The 17,095-nt window shown below is 70.4% G+C and carries 16 protein-coding genes; 9 read left to right on the top strand and 7 right to left on the bottom strand.

The genetic code is table 11. The annotated features are described in order from the left end of the window. Window positions 1–103: 103 nt before the first annotated feature. The gene (locus Q664_RS45500; RefSeq protein ID WP_043411801.1) at window positions 104–1,945 is read left to right on the top strand and encodes a hypothetical protein; all 1,842 of its coding nucleotides are present in this window, start codon (window positions 104–106) and stop codon (window positions 1,943–1,945) included. Between the two features lie 65 nt (window positions 1,946–2,010). Here Q664_RS45500 and Q664_RS45495 read toward each other — a convergent pair whose 3' ends face one another. Beyond that, entirely contained in the window at window positions 2,011–2,862 is an 852-nt protein-coding gene (locus Q664_RS45495) for a hypothetical protein (protein WP_043411798.1), read from the bottom strand. A gap of 192 nt (window positions 2,863–3,054) precedes the next feature. On the opposite strand from Q664_RS45495, the gene Q664_RS45490 reads away from it, so the two are divergent. Then, complete coding sequence (locus tag Q664_RS45490) at window positions 3,055–4,398, top strand: hypothetical protein (RefSeq protein WP_152622728.1); 1,344 nt, start codon at window positions 3,055–3,057, stop codon at window positions 4,396–4,398. A 114-nt stretch (window positions 4,399–4,512) separates the two neighbouring features. Here Q664_RS45490 and Q664_RS58570 read toward each other — a convergent pair whose 3' ends face one another. Beyond that, entirely contained in the window at window positions 4,513–5,484 is a 972-nt protein-coding gene (locus Q664_RS58570) for a coiled-coil domain-containing protein (RefSeq protein ID WP_152622727.1), read from the bottom strand. A gap of 189 nt (window positions 5,485–5,673) precedes the next feature. Here Q664_RS58570 and Q664_RS45480 point away from each other — a divergent pair, with 189 nt between their 5' ends. From Q664_RS45480 to Q664_RS45470, 3 genes are all read left to right on the top strand, one after another. Further along, window positions 5,674–6,294: an RNA polymerase sigma factor gene (locus Q664_RS45480; protein WP_043411994.1), complete on the top strand. Its 621-nt coding sequence runs from the start codon at window positions 5,674–5,676 to the stop codon at window positions 6,292–6,294. Next, window positions 6,291–6,794 carry an anti-sigma factor family protein gene (locus Q664_RS45475; protein WP_043411793.1) on the top strand — a complete coding sequence of 168 codons (504 nt, stop codon included), beginning with the start codon at window positions 6,291–6,293 and terminating at the stop codon, window positions 6,792–6,794. Before Q664_RS45480 ends, Q664_RS45475 begins: the two co-directional genes overlap by 4 nt. A 90-nt stretch (window positions 6,795–6,884) precedes the next feature. Continuing rightward, a complete protein-coding gene (locus Q664_RS45470; protein ID WP_052519505.1) occupies window positions 6,885–7,517 on the top strand; it encodes a DsbA family protein in 633 nt (210 codons plus the stop codon). A 75-nt stretch (window positions 7,518–7,592) separates the two neighbouring features. Here Q664_RS45470 and Q664_RS45465 read toward each other — a convergent pair whose 3' ends face one another. Then, entirely contained in the window at window positions 7,593–9,431 is a 1,839-nt protein-coding gene (locus Q664_RS45465; RefSeq protein ID WP_043411791.1) for a S8 family serine peptidase, read from the bottom strand. Between the two features lie 183 nt (window positions 9,432–9,614). Further along, window positions 9,615–11,336: a glycerol-3-phosphate dehydrogenase/oxidase gene (locus Q664_RS45460; protein WP_043411988.1), complete on the bottom strand. Its 1,722-nt coding sequence runs from the start codon at window positions 11,334–11,336 to the stop codon at window positions 9,615–9,617. A 333-nt stretch (window positions 11,337–11,669) separates the two neighbouring features. Between Q664_RS45460 and Q664_RS45455 the strand changes: the two genes are divergently transcribed. Further along, window positions 11,670–12,095 (top strand): hypothetical protein, encoded by a 426-nt coding sequence (locus Q664_RS45455; RefSeq protein WP_043411789.1) that lies wholly within the window; start codon window positions 11,670–11,672, stop codon window positions 12,093–12,095. A 28-nt stretch (window positions 12,096–12,123) separates the two neighbouring features. Here Q664_RS45455 and Q664_RS53625 read toward each other — a convergent pair whose 3' ends face one another. After that, window positions 12,124–14,094, bottom strand: a complete 1,971-nt coding sequence (locus Q664_RS53625) for a sensor histidine kinase (protein ID WP_052519503.1) — start codon at window positions 14,092–14,094, stop codon at window positions 12,124–12,126. A 250-nt stretch (window positions 14,095–14,344) separates the two neighbouring features. Here Q664_RS53625 and Q664_RS45445 point away from each other — a divergent pair, with 250 nt between their 5' ends. Together Q664_RS45445 and Q664_RS45440 are read left to right on the top strand one after the other, a co-directional pair. Continuing rightward, window positions 14,345–14,692, top strand: a complete 348-nt coding sequence (locus Q664_RS45445) for a putative signal transducing protein (RefSeq protein ID WP_043411786.1) — start codon at window positions 14,345–14,347, stop codon at window positions 14,690–14,692. Window positions 14,693–14,923: 231 nt separating this feature from the next. Continuing rightward, on the top strand, window positions 14,924–15,835 hold the full coding sequence (locus tag Q664_RS45440; RefSeq protein WP_043411783.1) for a tetratricopeptide repeat protein: 912 nt from the start codon (window positions 14,924–14,926) through the stop codon (window positions 15,833–15,835). 41 nt (window positions 15,836–15,876) lie between these two features. Here the strand turns inward: Q664_RS45440 and Q664_RS45435 are convergent, their stop codons facing one another. Beyond that, the gene (locus Q664_RS45435; RefSeq protein WP_043411781.1) at window positions 15,877–16,176 is read right to left on the bottom strand and encodes a hypothetical protein; all 300 of its coding nucleotides are present in this window, start codon (window positions 16,174–16,176) and stop codon (window positions 15,877–15,879) included. A gap of 69 nt (window positions 16,177–16,245) precedes the next feature. Between Q664_RS45435 and Q664_RS45430 the strand changes: the two genes are divergently transcribed. Further along, a complete protein-coding gene (locus Q664_RS45430) occupies window positions 16,246–16,449 on the top strand; it encodes a SlyX family protein (RefSeq protein WP_043411779.1) in 204 nt (67 codons plus the stop codon). A 32-nt stretch (window positions 16,450–16,481) separates the two neighbouring features. Here the strand turns inward: Q664_RS45430 and Q664_RS45425 are convergent, their stop codons facing one another. Continuing rightward, the gene (locus tag Q664_RS45425) at window positions 16,482–16,928 is read right to left on the bottom strand and encodes a hypothetical protein (protein WP_200883862.1); all 447 of its coding nucleotides are present in this window, start codon (window positions 16,926–16,928) and stop codon (window positions 16,482–16,484) included. Between the last annotated feature and the right edge of the window lie 167 nt (window positions 16,929–17,095).

Below are 17,095 nucleotides of genomic sequence, written 5' to 3'. Positions count from 1 at the left end.
GAGAGGTTTCCCCTACGCCAGCCGGACGCGGTGTTTCGCGCGGTCCGCTCCATCACCCGGGAAGCCGTGGACCGGCGGGCGTCCATTCAAAGAGGGGAAAACCATGACCTGGAAGAATCTCGCCCTGCGCCTCGGCGCGGGCCTGGTACTCGTCACCGGAGGCGCCGCGTCCGCGCAGGAGGTTCCGGAGGACAAGTACTACGCGGAGAAGGTGCTCGCCGAGGGCGAGGGCTGGCAGCTCAAGAACATCAGCGGCTATGCCGTGGATGACGACGGCCGCTACTACTCGCAGGACATCTACAACATCAAGAGCACGGCCCGCGAGGCCTTCTACCAGCTGCCGCTGCACCCCTACCTCCAGGAGGAGCTGTCCGCGGCGGCCACCGAGTCCAAGGACGAGACGATCTTCGTGCTCGACAAGAAGATCGTCGATGAGATCGCCCTCTCCTACGAGAAGGGAGAGCTCACCGAGGCGCTGAAGGCCATCGCCGAGCCGCCCGACGAGGAGTCCCCCACGGGCGTGCACAAGATGGGGCCGTTCGGCTCGTGCTCGGACCAGACGTTCAGCCGGAGCAAGAGCTTCAACCTCAACACGCCCATCTCCACGAGCCACAACTTCGGCTCGGGCTTCTCCGGCACCCTGAGCGCGACGGGCAACATCAACGGCAGCGCGACGGGTGAAGTGGTGCTGAAGGTCAAGCGCCACAAGATCTTCTGGGTGTGCGTGCCCTACGGCGTCAACTTCCAGCACGCGCGGGCCTGGGGCAACGTGAGCGTGGCCAACGGCTCGGCGGTGAACGGCACGCTCAGCTACAACTGGAGCTGGAACGGGCAGATCGCCAAGCCGTCGCTGGGCTCGCTGAACTTCTTCATCGGCCCGGTGCCGGTGCACATCGGCTTCAACCTGCCCATCAACCTGGGCCTCGAGGTGGCGGCGAGCGTCACCGGCTCGGTGAACTACAACGGCAACCAGACGGCCACGGGCGCCTTCGACTACACCTGCACGCTGAGCTCGTGCGGTGGCTGGGCCAACTACAACCTGGGCACCAACTCGCTCCAGCCGCTGACGGGCAGCGTGTCGGGCCGCATCCAGCCCACCGTCTGGGTGCAGGTCGCCGTGCGCGCCTACCTGTACTCCGAGTGGCTCGCCTATGCGCAGGTGGGCGTGCGTCCCTACCTGTACGGCGACCTGTGGGGCTACTACGGCAACGCCTGTGGTGACGCGGATGGCAATGGCCTCAACGAGACGGTGAGCGCGCTCACCTTCAACCTCGACTGGCGGCTCTTCATCACCGCGCAGGCCTCGGCCTTCGGCGGCAACCCCCGGCAGTGGAACAACCTGTGGAGCACCCAGCGCCGTCACATCAAGTTCTGGGATCTCATCAGCGGCGGCTCGAGCGCCATCCGCCCCATCCTCGGCGGCCCCGCGAGCACCAACGTGAACACCTCCACGGGCTACACCGCGAAGATGCGCCCCTGCTGGCCGTACGGCGACAACGTGAACTACCGCTTCAACTGGGGTGACAGCACCCTCACCAACGTGAGCGGCGCGCCGCAGACCGCCACGGCCGCGGGCAAGGCCTGGTCCTCCTCCGGCGCCAAGACGGTGCAGCTCACCGCGCTGAGCGACTCGTGGGGCCGGCAGCTCAACGCCACCACCTCGCGCTCCGTCCAGGTCAACGGCTCCACCGGCACGTGGACGGGCTGGTTCAACCGTGACCTCCCCAGTGGCAGCGGCGACTACGAGACGCTGAGCGACCTCATCGCCGGCGGCTACCCGGTCTGCGCCAACCCCATCGGCGTGGAGTGCCAGACGGCCAGCGGCGCCCCCTACACCAGCACGGGTGAGGTCTACAGCTGCACGCTCGCCGGCGGCACGTGCACCAACTCGCAGCAGTCCGATGGCAGCTGCCAGGACTACCGGGTGCGCTTCCTCTGCCCGTAGTACCCGAGCCCTTCATCCGTGAATGAAGGACGCCGCCCCCTCTCGCTCACCGGGAGGGGGCGTTGTCATTTCGAGGGGGCCTTGGGCACGGACAGGACCTCGATGCTCGTCACCGGGTTGCCCCGGGCGTAGAGGTCCGCGGAGGTGCGCACCAGGGTGCCCTCGCCGAGGTTCTTCAGGGACATCTGCTGGCGGCCCTGGGTGACGCGCACCTCCTTGGCGAGTGACAGCGTGCTGGTTCCTCCGTCCTCCTCGTCGAGCACGAGCTGCTGCTGGGTGACCGAGCGCACACGGCCCCTGTGGATGACAGTGGCCACGGCGTAGCCCTCGTTGTTGCTGGGGTTCGTCGCCGTGCCCGTCGGCGTGCCGGTAGGAGTGCCGCCACTGCCCACGCCCTCGGCCGTGGAGGAGCCGACTCCGGTGGCGCCCGCGGGGGCCTCCGCGTTCGGCTCGCCAACTGCCGGGCTCCCGGTCCCGCCGCCGCCCGTGCCCGTCTCCTGGCCGCTACCGCCCGTGCCCTGGCCGGCCTGGACGCGCGCCAGGTTGACCCGCATCTGCGCCAGTTGCTGCTCGAGCCCAGCCACCTGCGCGCGCAACCGGGCGATCTCCACCCGCTGCTGGGCCTCCAGTGTCGACAGTTGTTGCGTCCCCGTCCCCGTGCCCTGCCCCGCGTCCACTCCGGAGCCGCCCGTGCCCGTCTGGGCCGTCGTCGGCAGCCCCTGGTCCGAGCCCATCCCGTCCGACGTCCCCGTGATGCGCGTGTCCTGGGTGACATCACCCACCGAGCCCTCGGGGGACTGCTCCTCGGGGTCCTGAGCCCCGGGATACTGAGCAAGGGACACACCCTGCGTGGCGCTGCACACGAGCACCAGGCCGAGCACCGCGATTCCCAAATCCCACCAGGTCGGCTTCCGCATCTACGCCGCGCTCCCTTCTTCCGATAGAACGTTGGGCGGCGGACCCCCGCGAGCAACCGGCTTGGAGCTGGAGGCACGGGACGACTCGAGCGGAGCATCGGCCGCTCTCCGAGCCTCCGAGGAGGCTCCCGACACACGGATGCCACCTCCGGGTGTCGGGCCGGTCTCGCGTGGCACATGGGGGCGCAGCGCTTGTCGACTCAGGATCCATCGTCCAGCAACCCGGGTGGTACCGCTCCGGCAGGCACCAGCACGTCCGGCCCCCTGCCCTCGCCTGCGTCCCCCGAGCCCACGGGCCGCCTCGAGGCCGCCCGTCCCCGCAACGTCCTCCGCGCGCCCGCCCCCTGGCTGGTGGCCGACTCGTCCCGCGCACTGGACATCAACCACCGCATCACCCAGGGCTACATCCAGCTCGCCCATGACCTCCAGACGCTGCTCGACCCGGAGCACCGGCCTGGCGGAAGCCCTCGCGTCCTCTGCAACTGGTTCGCCTTCGCCCCCCACGCCTCCCTGGAGGCGGGCAAGGGAATGCTCGGTGCGTACCTCGCCCGGGCCATCATCGACACCGCTCAGGGCGAGCCCGCTCCCTCCATCAAACAGGCGCTCGACCGGGGAGGCCTCACCGGGCCGGACCGGCTCGTGGCGGAGAAGGTGGCGGGCACGTTGCGTTTCTTCGGCCTGTCGCACGACGTGGCCGCCTCCCTGGGCACGCTGCTGAGCGCGGCCAACCTGGACGTGCTCGCGGACCCGCGCACCCTGTGGATCACCACCTGGCGTGTCGCGCGCGTGCTCCATGACGCCCCGGGCGCCACGCCGCTCGACAAGGCCGAGGCGGTGGCTCGCACGCTGGAGCAGCTGCTGCTCGATGGGAACGTGGCCATCTACGGGGACATCGCGGCCTCGGCGCGCGCGTACCTCGATTGGCGAGGGCAGTCCGGTGGAAACGAGGTGAAGCCACTCCAGGTGGTGGAGACCTTCGCGCTGGACGGAGCCTCCGCCAGCGAGGCGCGCCGGGCCCGGGAGTACGCGCTCGAGCACGTGAAGGACTCACCCCAGCCCACCCACTTCGGAACCGTGCTGCCCGAGGTGCGCGGGCGGAGCTTGCTGGTGGCCGCCTTCGCCCTCTTCGAGGAGGCGCGGCGGACGGCGGAGGCCTCGGGACGGAATGCACTCATCGCCTTCGCCAACAACTACCTGGCGTGGCACGAGCAGCACAACGCCGTGCAGCCGGCCTTCACCCCGTCCTCCCCGCGCGCGGGCGAGGTGCCCCGCGACGCCCTCATGCACGCGATGACGCCGACCCTGCGCCTGCCCATGGGCCCCATCGCCTGGGAATTCAGCGACTACACCGAGCGGCAACCGGACCGGGACCACAACTTCCTCACCTCGAAGCCGACCGAGTACAACTGGGCCGTCTTCGCGGATCGCTGGCCCGCCATCCTGGATGCCTTCGAGGTCGGCTACCAGCACCAGGCGGGGCTGTGGCAGATGCCGCCGCCCCTCATCCCATCGCTGGACTTGCTGGAGGTCGACTGAGCCAGCGGCACCCTCCGGCCGCGCGGCGTGCCAACTTGTCCAACAGTCGGACAAGTTGCTCCCCATCGCCGCCGGACCCTCCCCCCTGACAGGCCCGCCCCCTCCTGGCCTGTCCTACTGCTCCGGGGTCGGCTGCGGCGGAGCCTCCCTCCGCGGCCCGGGCCCCCGCTGCTGCTCCTGCTGCCACCGCGGCGCCCGCTGGGGGTTCGTGACGATGTTGCGCGCATGCTCGACGCCGGAGATGAGCGCGAACGAGGTGCGCACCGGCGTCCCCTCGGAAATCTGTCCCACGGGGATGCGCTGGAGGTCCGGCCCCACGAAGGCCTTCGTCTGGGCATCGACGGTGAGGCGATAGAAGGTGCCATCCGAGGTGTCGACGATGTCGATGTGCTTGCGCGCGACGTCGACCACGCGGCCGTCGAACACCGCGGTGGCCACGGTGACAGGCCCCTGAATCCTCATGTCCTCCGGATCCGGACCCGGGGTGCCGGTATCGACTCCCGGGGTGGCGCCGCCGGTGCCCCCACCACCCGTGCCACGCAGGGCATCCACCTCGGCCTCCAGACGGGCCACGCGCTGGCGCAAGAAGGCCAGCTCCCGCTGCATCGCCTCGGAGCCCATGGGCGCCTGCTGCATCGCGGACTGACCGCTGGCGCCTCCACTCCCCGTCCCCGTACCGCCGCCCACTCCGGTGCCGCCCGTGCTGGTACCGCCACTGCCTACCGAGCCCGTCCCGGTGCCGCCCGTCCCCGTCGCACCGGTAGCCCCGCCTCCGGTGCCACCGCCACCCGTGCCGGTGCCCATGTCCGCGCCCCCTGCCCCGCCCACTCCACCGGTCTGCCCGGGGGTGCCGTGCGTCCCAGCGGGGCCTCCGGTGGCGGGCTGGCCCTGAGTGCCGATGGTCCCGGCCGACTGCTGCCCTGGCGCCCCGGGGGCCTGGGTGGCTGTCGTGTCCTGGCCCTGCTCGACGCTCGCCGCCCCCGAGGGACTCGCCGCCGGGGCATTTCCCGTGTTCTGCTGCTGCGCCAGGGCCACCAGAGGGGCAGTCCCCATGAAGGCCAGCGCCATCCAGATGGCTCTCCGCATGCCGTTCTCCTCGTTGACCCCTCCCCGTGGCGAAAGGTGGGAATTGTTCTCGAAGGGACACACCCGGCCTGGGGCGGCACCCCGCCTCCCTGGCGGCTCTCGGAGCGGGCGTGTCCGGTTCGACCCACGGGGCCGGCATGAAAGAGAACGAGCGGTGAAACTCCCGGCGGCCTCATGTCACCACGGCGCGTGAGCCACCTTTTCGCGGTCCGATTGCCCCTGGTGGGCGGTGCGCCCTCGGCCGGGGACGCCGAGCGCCGGCTGCTCACGCGTGCGCGCAAGGGGGACCCGGTCGCCTTCCGCACGCTCTTCGAGCAGCACTCGCCCGCCGTGTGGCGCTTCCTGAGAGATCTCTTCCGGGACGATGCCGCCGCGGACGAGGCCACCCAGGAAACCTTCGTCCGGGCGCACGGGAAGCTCGGGGCGCTGCGGGACGATGCGCGCCTGGCCTCGTGGCTGCTGGGGATTGCCCGCCACATCTACCTCGAGTCGCGGCGGACGCGGGGCACGCACCTGGACATCGCCTCCGAGGAGAACGAGCCACTGCTGGAGGCCAGCCTGCCCTCGCCCACGCCGGAGGAGCTGCTGCTGAACCGGGAGATGGAGGGGTTGTTGGCGGAGGCACTCGGGGAGTTGCGCGAGGAGCGGCGCTCGGCGCTGCTGCTGCGCATCGATCATGGGCTGGCGTACGAGGACATCGCCCAGGTGATGGGCTGGTCGCTGCCCAAGGTGAAGAACGAAATCCACCGTGCACGGCTGCAGTTGCGCGAGCGGCTCGCGGGGCACGTGGGAAATGGAGGACATTCATGAGCACCCCCTGCCGCGAGTCGGAGTTGGACGCGCTGCTCGCCGGAGAGCTCTCCGCGGAGGACGCCGAGCGGGTGAGCGCGCATGCGGCCACGTGTGCCACGTGCACACGGGCGTTGGCGTGGCTGCGCACGGAGCGCGGGTGGATGGCGCAGCGGGCCCGGCGGATGCCGTCGCGGCCGGCGCTGCGCTTCGAGGCACTGGAGGCGAAGCTGCGTCCGGCGCCCGCGCCGCGTCAGCCGCGCCGGGAGCACCGGGGGTGGGTGGCGATGATGGGAGCGGCGGCGGCGGTGGCCTTCATGGCGCTGAGCATGGCGCCGCGCTCGCATTCCACGTCGCACGGCGCGTTCGCCTCGTTCTCCTCGGAGGACGCGTGGAGCCAGGGAATGGTGTCCATCGCGCGCGTGCCGGCGTGCATGGACCCCAGCGTCGAGGCCGTGGCGCTGGTCGAGGCGAGCTTCGGGGCGTGCCTGCTGGCGTCGCCCGCGCGGCCGCTGCCCTGAAAATGAAGCGGAAAATGGCGCGCTGAAACCCAGGCGCCGTGAGTGTCACTTCTGGGGGCAGGACAATCCCAACCACTCCAGAGGTCACTCATGAAGCGCATGCTCACCGCCGCGCTCGTCGGCGCGTTCGTGTCTGGTTTCGTCCCGGTGTCGTCGGCCGAGGCCTGTGATGGCAACAACTGCAAGACTCCGCACCCCGCGGCACCGCGGGCGGCCACGCCCCGCCGCGAGGCACCGAGCCAGGGCCCGGCGGACGCGAAGGTGACGGTGGAGGTGTGGTCGGACTTCCAGTGTCCCTTCTGCTCGAAGGGCAGCAACACGCTGAAGCAGCTGCGCGAGAAGTACGGGGACAGAATCCGCATCGTCTTCCGGCACTCGCCGCTGCCCTTCCACGAGCACGCGCGGCTGGCGGCGGCGGCGAGCATGGCGGCGGCGGAGCAGGGCCGCTTCTGGGAGTACCACGACGCGCTCTTCCAGCAGCAGAAGGAGCTGGACCGGGCGTCGCTGGAGAAGCTGGCGAAGAAGCTGAAGCTGGACGTGGAGCGCTTCAACCGCGCGCTGGACAGCGGGGCCTACGACAACTACCTGGACGCGGAGGTGACGGAGGCGCGCCAGCGGGGCGTGTCGGGGACGCCCACCTTCTTCATCAACGACACGGCGGTGGTGGGGGCGCGCCCGATGGAGCAGTTCATCGAGGCCATCGACGCGGAGCTCGCGGGCTGAGGCTCCGGGGCTCCGGGCCGGGCGTGGGCGCTCCCGCGGGACACGGGAGCGCCAGGGGACACGAGCGTCCCGGAGCTACGGCAATTGCCTGTAGGCCTCCTCCACCGCGGCCTTGGCCTGCACCAGGCCGTAGCCGAAGACGGGATCCTTGCCCACGGTGGAGTCCGGCGAGTCGATGGGATCCACGAGGTCCTTGGCGGTGCTCTCGAGGATGCGGCGCACATCGGCGTTCTTGAGGCCGCGGTTGGCGCTCCACACCAGGGCGGCCACACCGGCGACGTGGGGCGTGGCCATGGAGGTGCCGGAGCTGAAGGCGTAGTCCCCGCCGCGGATGCCCACGCGCACCGTCTTGCCGAACTGGCCGCGGAGGAACTGCGCGGTGCCGGTGGGAACGGCCGTCACGGGCGGCCATTCGGCGGCGTTGCCCAGGGTGAAGCCGAGCGAGTCATCATCCTCGGGGTCGTTGTTGCCGATGATGACGGCGCGCGCGCCCTGCGAGCGCACGTTCTTCACCTTGTCGTTGAAGCGGATGTCGCCGCGGTCCACGTAGGCGACGAAGCCCTCGCAGGTGACGCTGCCGCCGAGGCACGAGCGCATGCTGGCGCCCAGGCCGCAGTCCACGAGCGTGCCCTCGTACTCCTCGAAGGGGACGTAGTCGAGGGAGCTCGATTTGTAGAAGGTGCCATCGATCATCAGGTTCGCGAAGGGCGAGTTGCCCCGCGGGTAGGTGGAGTACACGCCGCTGCCGGGGGCCACGAGGCTCAGGTGCTCACCGCCCTGCGAGTAGCGGGCGTGCTTCATCTCGGAGTCCACCGCGCCCACGGCGATGACGGTGCCGTAGGCGGCCGGGTACATGGGGTTGTACGGGGTGGCTTCGCCGGAGTTGCCGCTGGCGGCGATGGCGAGGATGCCCGCGTCCCACAGAGCCTGGAAGGTCTCCTCCTCGACGGGGTCCGGGGTGGACGAGCCGAGCGAGAGCGAGACGATGTTGGCGTTCTCCTCCTTGCACCACTTGAGGGCCTCGATGACGTCGGAGGTGCGCCCATCGCCGCGCTCGTCGAGCACGCGGGCCACGAGGAGCCGGGCGCCGGGGGCCACGCCCACCATGCCGTTGGGGCTGAGGGTGGAGTCGTTGAGGTCCACCTGCCCGCCGGAGCCGAGCTGGGCGAGGATGGTGCCAGCCACGTGGGTGCCATGGCCGCCGCCCCACGCGCCCGAGGCGTCCTTGTCCTCGGGGTCATCGTCGTCGTCGATGTAGTCCTTGCCCTTGACGTACGCGGCCTTGAGCTCGGGGTGGTCGCGGTCGATGCCGCTGTCGATGACGCACACGGTGACGCCGGAGCCATTGGGGGCGTCGGTGTCGAGCGCGCCGTCATTGTTGGCGTCCCACACCTCGTTGGCCTGGGACATGCGGACGGACCAGGTGTACTCGGAGGGAGGGGCGGGGGTTTCGGGCACGGAGGCCAGGGCGGAGACGGGCACGCGGGACGGAAGGCCGAGCGCGCGCACGGTGCGGTCCGGGGTGATGGAGAGGACGTCGGGGTCCTGGGCGAGCCGGGCCTGGGCCTCGGGGGTGAGGGAGAGGGCGGCGGCGTCGAGCGAGGGCCAGTGGTACTTGAGGTGGCCGCCGGCCTTCTGGAGCGTGTCCTCGCGCTGGCGGAGCGCGGCGGCCGAGCGCATGCCGGCCCGCGAGCGGAAGCGCACCAGCACGGGCTGTGCGGTGGTGGACGAGGCGCTCAGCGCGGAGGACGCGGTGCCCACGGAGAGGCTCTGGCTGGGCGAGCGGCTCAGGTCCGAGATGACCAGCTCGGGGCAGAGCGGCTTCTCGAGCTGCTCGGCGCCACCATCGGGGGGCTCCACGGCGCACCCATTCACACCCAGCCCCAGCAGGCCCAACAGCACCAATCGCCTCATATGTACGTCTCCCTACCCCCGTCTGGGGGATGGCACCGCCTGGCGGAACCGGGCGGAGGACAAAGGCCCGCGAAACGCCTGGAGGACGGGCCCATTCCGTATTGAATCACGGTAGGTCGTCCGCTTGCAGGCCGGTAGGGCGGACGGGCGGAAGTCCCCCGGTCGGCTGAGCGCTGGTGGACGTCAGGCGTCGGCGGGGTCGATGCCGAAGAGCCGCTCCACGTCGCGGGAGTAGTCGGCCAGTTGGCGCTCGACGTCCTGGGGGCTCCACCCGAGCAGGGGGGCCATGTCGGAGGCGGCGATGCGGGCGGCGGCGCGGCCGAGGTCCCGTGTCTCGAAGGCGACCTTGAGGCGGCGCACGAGCAGGTCGGACAGGGTGTGGACGAGCTCGTGGGTGACGCCGTGGACGGCCTCGGCGCGGAGGTAGGGGAGGCCGGGGGCGAGGGGCTCGGCGAGGAGGGGCTGCGCGTGGGTGAGGGCCCAGACCTGGCGCCAGCGGCCGCCGTAGGCGTGGACGAGGTGGGTGGCGATGTCGTCGCGGCCCACGGTGGAGCGGGCGGAGGCGAGCTCGGCCTCGAGGGAGGGGATGTCGCCGCCGGGGAGCGGGAGGGCGTGGGTGGGGGCCTTGCGGTGGGGGAGGCCGAGGGCGTGCTCGACGGCGTCGACCATGTCGCGGGCCATGACGCGGTAGGTGGTGAGCTTGCCGCCGGAGATGGCGAGGACGCCGGTGGGGCTGGTGTGGATGGCGTGCTCGCGGCTGGCGCTGCCGGCGTCACCGGAGCCGGAGTAGGCGCTGGCGACGAGGGGGCGGATGCCGGCCCAGGCGCTGACGACGTCCTCGCGGGAGAGGTGGGCGGTGGGGAAGAAGCCGTTGGCGGAGGCGAGGAGGTAGTCGACGTCGGAGAGGCTGGCGCGGACCTCGGAGGGGTGGGCGCGGGTGGCGGTTTCGGTGGTGCCGATGATGGTGTGGGAGTGGGCGGGGAGGATGAACATGACGCGCCCGTCGACGGGGGACAGGAGGGTGAGGGCGCAGTCGGTGGGGAGCCGCTCGCGGGGGACGGAGATGTGGACGCCCTTGGAGCCGCGGACGGTGGGGCCTCCGCCGTTGGTGGCGTCGAGCTTGCGGATTTCATCGGACCAGGGCCCGGTGGCGTTGACGATGGCGCGGGCGCGGACGGTGAGTGGCTGGCCGGTGAGGGAGTCGACGACGGTGGCACCGCGGGCGCGGCCGTCCTGGACGACGAGGGAGCGGACGGAGACGTGGTTGAGGACGATGGCGCCGGCCTCGGAGGCGGCGAGGGCGTTGATGAAGGTGAGGCGGGCGTCGTCGGTGGCGGCGTCGTAGTAGCGGGAGCCGCCGCGGAGACCGTCGGTGCGCAGCCCGGGGACGACCTCGGAGACCTGGGAGGCGTTGAGGCTGCGGGAGCCCTTCACGTTCCGGAAGAGGGCGAGGGCGTCATAGAGCTTGAGGCCGGCGGCGAGCTTCCAGCGGGGGATGCGGGCGCCCTGGTAGACGGGCCAGACGAAGGCGAGGGGCCGGACGAGGTGGGGGGCGAGGCGGAGGAGGCGGTAGCGCTCGATGGAGGACTCGAAGACGAGGCCGAGGTGGCCGTGCTCGAGGTAGCGGACGCCGCCGTGGATGAGGCGGGAGGAGCGGCTGGAGGTACCGGAGGCGAAGTCCTCGCGTTCGACGAGGGCGACGCGGAGGCCGCGGAGGGAGGCATCGCGGGCGATGCCGGAGCCGGTGACGCCGCCGCCGATGACGAGGAGGTCGAACTCGGTGGAGGAGAGGGCGAGCAGGCGCTCGGAGCGGGGGCGAGGGGGCTGGGGGAGCGAAGGGGAAGCGACGGCGAGCGAGTCGCTGGAAGGGACGGGGTGGGAAAGGGCGGCGGATTCAGGACGCACGGCGGGAGTGTAATGGCGTGGGGAGGGGGCAGACAGCAGGAAGCGAACGCGGTGCGTCAGAGTCAACGCCCTCTCCCTCTGGGAGAGGGTTGGGGTGAGGGAAGAAGAACACTCGGAGTTCCAAGGAAGGAACACTCCCCAGGAAGGAACACTCGAGCGGGAGCAATCTCCCCTCGCCCTCCGGGAGAGGGACGGGGTGAGGGTGCCGGGCCCCCCGGGTTCCCCCCGCTGGACCCCCACCGTGCCCCGGCGAGGGAGCAAGCGAGCCACGAGCCGGAGAAGTGACTACCTCCACAAGGCGGAGCCCGTAGGCCGAGCCGGGGGAGGTGGAGCGTGAAGACGGTGACGTACGAGCGCAACGGGAGGACGAACACGGGGGCGCAGGCGGTGCGGGTGGAGAGGCTGAGGCACCTGAGGGTGCTGGAGCAGGGCGAGACGGTGGTGGAGCGGGAGCTGACGGAGGAGGAGATCGAGCGCCTGGGGCCGCTGGTGGAGGAAGCGGAGAGACAACCGGCGCCGGCGGTGGTGGAGCCGGTGGCGGGGGGCCCGAGGGGGATGGCGGTGAGCCTGGCGTTCGAGGACGAGGAGACGCCGAGAGTACGGCTGGAAGCGCACGCGGGGCAGCGAGCGAGGGGAGACGGAACGCCGTACGACGAGCTCCTGGAGGAGTTGGACGAGCTCCTGACGGAGGAGTTGCACCTGAGGGCGCCGAGGCACGCGCACGCGGTCTTGCCGCACGAGCTGCGCGTGGAGGAGTAATCCCCTCCCCCACTCCGCCACGAGAGGCTCAGTTGGCGACGTGGGAAGCGGGAGCGGAGACGGCGTCGGAGCGGCCGCTGGGGGGAGGCGCGAGGGGGAGGGCCACGGTGAAGGTGGCGCCCCGTCCGGGCTGACTCTCGACGCGAATATCCCCGCCGAGCGACTCGACGATCTGCTTGACGATCCACAACCCGAGCCCGAAGCCGCCGTAGTGGCGTTCGGAGACAGCGCGTTCGAAGCGCTGGAAGATGCGGGCCTGGTGCTCGGGGGCGATGCCGATGCCGTGATCTCTCACGGTGAGGAGGGCGAGGTCGCCGTCCTGGACGACGGTCATCTCGACGGGGTGGTTGGCGCCGTACTTGATGGCATTGGAGAGCAGGTTGGTGACGACCTGCTCGAGGCGGAGGCGGTCCCAGCGGCCGATGACGGGGGACTCGGCCCGGAGGAGCAGGGTGCACCCGGCGCCGGCGGCATCGGCCTCGGCGCGGGTGACGACGTCCTGGAGGAGCGAGGAGAAGTCGACGGTCTCGTGTTCGAGGGCGAGGCGGCCCGCGCGGATGCGGGAGACGTCGAGCAGGTTGTTGACGAGCTGGTGGAGCCGCTCGGCGGGGCGGCGGGTGGCCTCGATGCGCTTGCGAGCGGGGTGGGTCTGCCCATCGGGACCGGACTCGGGGAGCGAGCGCCAGAGCAACTGGAGCTGAAGCTGGAGCGAGGTCAGGGGCGTCTTGAGCTCATGGGAGGCGACGGAGAGGAAGTCGTCGCGAATCTGGAGGGCCTTCTGCAGGTCGGAGGCGAGGGCTTCCACCTCGCGTCGGGCGAGCACCTGTTCGGTGACCTCGGCGCACAGGCCCATGGTGCCGAGAATCGCCCCGTCGTGACCGCGCCAGGGCTGCCAGGTGAGGTCGAAGTACTTCACCTCGGGGTGGCCGGAGCCGGAGAAGTCGGCGCGGAGGGGGACCTCGTGGCCGGTGAAGGGGGTGCCCTTGCGGAACACCTCATCGAGCAGTTGGAGGAGGTGGGGGTCGAGCCCGGAGATGGACTCGCGGACGGAGCGGCCGGGGGTGAGGAGCTCGCCGACGAGGGTTTGTCCGAGCGGGTTGACGAGCTCGACGACGTGGTCATCGCCGCGGGTGAGGCAGATGGCGACGGGGGCCTGCATGAAGAGGGTCTCGAGACGTTCGCGCTGGGACTCGGCCTCGAGGTGGGCGTCGTGTTCGCGGGCGAGGAGCTGGGCGTGCTCATGCTCCTCGCGGAAGCGGGCGGAGATATCGCGGAAGACGATGACGGTACCGAGGGAGGAGCCGTGGGGGTCGGAGATGGGGGCGGCGGTGTGCTCGATGGGGAGCTCGGCGCCGTTCTTGGAGAGGAGGAGGGCGGGGAGGCCGAGCTGGACGGGCCGGTCCTCGAGGGGTGCGAGGAGGGAGGAGTCGAGGGGCTGGCGGGAGGAGGGGTCGACGAGGCGGAGGACGCGGGAGAGGGGCTGGCCGATGGCCTCGGTTTCGCGCCAGCCGGTGAAGTAGGAGGCGACGGGGTTGATGAAGCGGACGAGCCCATCGGGGCCGGTGGTGAGGACGGCGTCGCCGATGCTGCGCAGGGTGATGGAGAGGGTCTGACCGTGGGCCTGGGCGGAGGCGCGAGCGGAGTGGGCCTCGTGGAGGAGGAGGCGGACGCGGGAGGCCACCAGGGTCATCAAGGCGGAGACGCCGGTGAAGAGGGCGCAGGAGACGAGGTGGTGGGAGGGGGAGCCGCCGGGGGGCCGGAAGAAGAAGAAGGTGAGGACGAGGGCCAGGAGGGTGGAGAGGGCACCGGGCCCATGACCGCCGAGCCAGGCGGCGAGGAGGATGGAGGAGAGGAAGAAGAAGGAGGGGGAGGGAGGGAGCCAGGGGGCGAGGAGCCACTGGAAGGAGAAGGCCAGGCCGGTGAGCAGCAGGGCCAGACCGTAGCGGGCCCACAGGGGAGCGCCATGGGGCTGGGAGGGGCTGCTGGAGAGGAAGGCCACGGCGTCTCCGAGGGGAAGCGACGGGGGAACAAAAGCCGGCAACGGATAGAGGGAGGAACGCTGGGAGGGAACCGGAGAAGTCCCCTCGCCTTCCCGACTGAGTTCTAAACCGAGCAGAAATCCCCCCTTGATCGGCACAGTGTACGCGGCAGGCCGAGGAGCAGGCCAGGGAGGGAGCTGAACTCGTGAGGTGGGGACGGGTGGAGGGGGTGGGTTGCGGGGAAGGAGGGCGGGTGGGTAGAGAGGGACGATGAAGCGAGTGAGGTTTTCGGTACACCGGACGGCGGGGGAGGCGCGCTTGAGGGCGGGGTTGCTGACGGGCTCGGGGTTGTCGGTGGAGGTACGAGGGGAGAGCCTGGCACCGTTGGCGGGGGAGATACCGAGCACGGAGACGTGGGTGGAGTTGTGGGTGCCGGAGGAGGAGGTGGAGAGGGCGAGGGAGCTGGTGGAGGAGTTGGAGGGGGATGAGGAGAAGGCGGCGAGGGAGGTGGAGTGCCCGGGGTGTCGGGAGGAGAACCCGGGGAACTTCGAGCTGTGCTGGAGCTGTGGGGAGGAGTTGCCGGAGAGGCCGAGGCCGAGGCTGAGGGCGGTGTCCTGAGGTGAGGGGGGGATGAGCCTGGCTGATTGCTGCTGGCAACGGGTGTCGGACAGTGACCAGGGGAGTGGGCGGGGGGCGCTGCGAAGGGAGCGGCGAGTCCCTTAGAGTCGAAGGGCCGTGTTGAACGTACCGCCGCCCGCCGAAGAGACCCGGAAGCACCGAGGCCCCGAGCAGCCCCCGGAAGAGAGGGGAGCGCCGGAGAGGCCGCGCCACTGGTGGCTCGAGCGGGGCATGAAGGGAGTGCTGATCGCCTGCACGGTGGCCTTCGTGGTGCATCTGATCCCGCTCTTCCTGCCGAGGAACATGCCGGAGCAGGAGCTGGCGATGGCGAAGGCGATTCCGGACGCGGTGCAACGGGCGCAGGTGCTGAAGAAGCTGAAGGAGAACCCGAAGACGAGGGGTGAGCACCTGAGGGCGGGGGCGGAGCTCTTGCTGGAGGGAGCGCCGTTGGACGCCTACGAGCTGGCGAAGGAAGCGGAGCGGCTGGAGCCGGGGGACGTGGAGACGCAGCTCTTGCTGGCGAGGGTATGCCACGAGCAGCGGATGAACCGGTGCGAGGAGGAGTCGCTGGCGAGGGCGGAGGAGTTGGCGCCTGGGGATGTGAGGGGGGCGCTATTGAGAGCGGACTTCGCGGAGAGGGACGGGGACGTGGCGGGGGCGCTGAAGGCGGTGGAGGAGGCGTACGGGAAGGCGCCCGGGGAGACGGGAGTGGGGCTCAGGTACGGGAGGCTGTTGAGCGCGGCGGGCCGTGGGGAGGAAGCGCTCCAGGTCTTGAAGAAGCTGGAGGAGAAGCTGGGGAGGGCGAGGCTTTGGGTGGAGGAGGGGCTGGTGAGGGTGGCGCAGGGGAGGATGGAGGAAGCGAGGGAGCTGTTCGCGAGGGCGGTGGAGGAGGAGCCGGGGCTGGTGATGGGGCACTACCAGTTGGGGATGGCGGCGTACCGGGTGGGGGACGTGGAGGGGGCGGAGGAGGCGTTGAGGGAAGCGGATCGCCTGGACATGTCGGACATGAGACCGCTGTCCGCGCTGTGTGAGATTCAAAGACAGACAGGGCGGCTGGACGACATGAGGGCGACGAGGATGGACCTGGAGAGACGGTTTCCGGAGCGGATGGACGCGGTGAGAAGCGCCTGCCGCACGCCGTAGCGCATCACCCTCTCCCTCTGGGAGAGGGCCGGGGTGAGGGTCTACTCCTCGGGGATGCCGCGGATCCGCCGGAGCAACCGGGCAGCGGCCTTGACCTCGAGATCAACAGAACCATCCGCGATCTCGGTGCGAACAACGGCCTGGAGGAAGGGGATGGCCTCGTCATCGCGGCCCTCGGAGGAGAGCAGTTCACCCAGGGCCATGCGAGCGCGGGTGAGCATGACGAGGTCCTCGGCCTGGATGGAGGCATCGATGGCATCGCTCAAGGCGGACTCGGCGAGCTCGGGCCGGCCGCGCTCGAGGAGTTCACGGGCGCGGAGGAGGTGGCGGGAGGCATCCATGGGGAGAGCCAGAGGGCAACGGAACCGCGACCCGGGACAACGAGCTCGAGACCGGGTTATCCCAGGGGAATGGAAGACGAGTCGCGGATCGTGGAGTTGGAGCTGCGTTACATGCAGCAGCAGGAGCTGCTGCAGGAGCTGAGCGAGGTGCTGTACGCCCAGCAGCGGGAGATGGACGTACTGAGGGCGGAAGTCGAGCAGCTGAAGAAGAAGCTGCAGGACGAGCCGGGCCTGGTGGACGCGAGGCAGCACGAGAAGCCGCCGCACTACTGATACGCGCCTGGCCAGGCCGGGCCCTGCGAGGACTAGAAGCGCCAGCCGAGGCGCAGACCGATATGAGGACTCGGCTGGAGGTAGCCGACCTCGAGGCCGAAGCTGACGGAACGGCCCTGATAGCCGAAACCAAAGGCGGCGTGGGCGCGGAAGACGTCCCCCTGGAAGAAGATCCACGGACCACCGAGGAACTCCACGTACAGAGGAGTGCGCCGAGGGGTGAAGCGGATATTCAGGTCAAGAGGGACGCCGAAGGTATTGGGCTGGGTGGCGAGGAGGGCGCCGAAGCGGGTGCCGATAGAGAGGGGGCCGACGAAGATGAAGTCGACGGAGCCGGTGAGGTGGAAGAAGGCGCCGGAGTTGATCTGGTAGTCAGCGCCGAGGGTGAGCCGGAAGTCAGTCGCCTCGGCACGTTCGGGAGAGAGGAAGACGGCGAGGGCGAGGAGACCACCAAGGGCGGGGCGCAGCAGCTGCTTCATGGACGAGGAGCTCCTGGACTTGAAGAGAGGAACACCAATCAAGCAAGCCTGGAGAGGCATCGCCAGCGCGAAGATGGAAACGGTGTGAAGCAAGGCACTGCGCTGCGGAAAGACACACGCGGAGCGGAGAAATGCAGCAGCCCGCAAAGGCGAAGGCCCCGAGTCTT

Source organism: Archangium violaceum Cb vi76 (genome assembly GCF_000733295.1).
GTDB classification, from domain to species: Bacteria; Myxococcota; Myxococcia; order Myxococcales; family Myxococcaceae; genus Archangium; species Archangium violaceum.
This window is presented reverse-complemented; position numbering and strand designations above follow the sequence as displayed.

What these genes read in the sequence shown, in the direction of transcription:
- Q664_RS45500 (WP_043411801.1), top strand. Translation starts at nt 104, where the DNA reads ATGACCTGGAAGAATCTCGCCCTGCGCCTCGGCGCGGGCCTGGTACTC.
- Q664_RS45495 (WP_043411798.1), bottom strand. Translation starts at nt 2,862, where the DNA reads ATGCGGAAGCCGACCTGGTGGGATTTGGGAATCGCGGTGCTCGGCCTG.
- Q664_RS58570 (WP_152622727.1), bottom strand. Translation starts at nt 5,484, where the DNA reads ATGCGGAGAGCCATCTGGATGGCGCTGGCCTTCATGGGGACTGCCCCT.
- Q664_RS45475 (WP_043411793.1), top strand. Translation starts at nt 6,291, where the DNA reads ATGAGCACCCCCTGCCGCGAGTCGGAGTTGGACGCGCTGCTCGCCGGA.
- Q664_RS45470 (WP_052519505.1), top strand. Translation starts at nt 6,885, where the DNA reads ATGAAGCGCATGCTCACCGCCGCGCTCGTCGGCGCGTTCGTGTCTGGT.
- Q664_RS45465 (WP_043411791.1), bottom strand. Translation starts at nt 9,431, where the DNA reads ATGAGGCGATTGGTGCTGTTGGGCCTGCTGGGGCTGGGTGTGAATGGG.
- Q664_RS45445 (WP_043411786.1), top strand. Translation starts at nt 14,345, where the DNA reads ATGAAGCGAGTGAGGTTTTCGGTACACCGGACGGCGGGGGAGGCGCGC.
- Q664_RS45440 (WP_043411783.1), top strand. Translation starts at nt 14,924, where the DNA reads ATGAAGGGAGTGCTGATCGCCTGCACGGTGGCCTTCGTGGTGCATCTG.
- Q664_RS45435 (WP_043411781.1), bottom strand. Translation starts at nt 16,176, where the DNA reads ATGGATGCCTCCCGCCACCTCCTCCGCGCCCGTGAACTCCTCGAGCGC.
- Q664_RS45430 (WP_043411779.1), top strand. Translation starts at nt 16,246, where the DNA reads ATGGAAGACGAGTCGCGGATCGTGGAGTTGGAGCTGCGTTACATGCAG.
- Q664_RS45425 (WP_200883862.1), bottom strand. Translation starts at nt 16,928, where the DNA reads ATGAAGCAGCTGCTGCGCCCCGCCCTTGGTGGTCTCCTCGCCCTCGCC.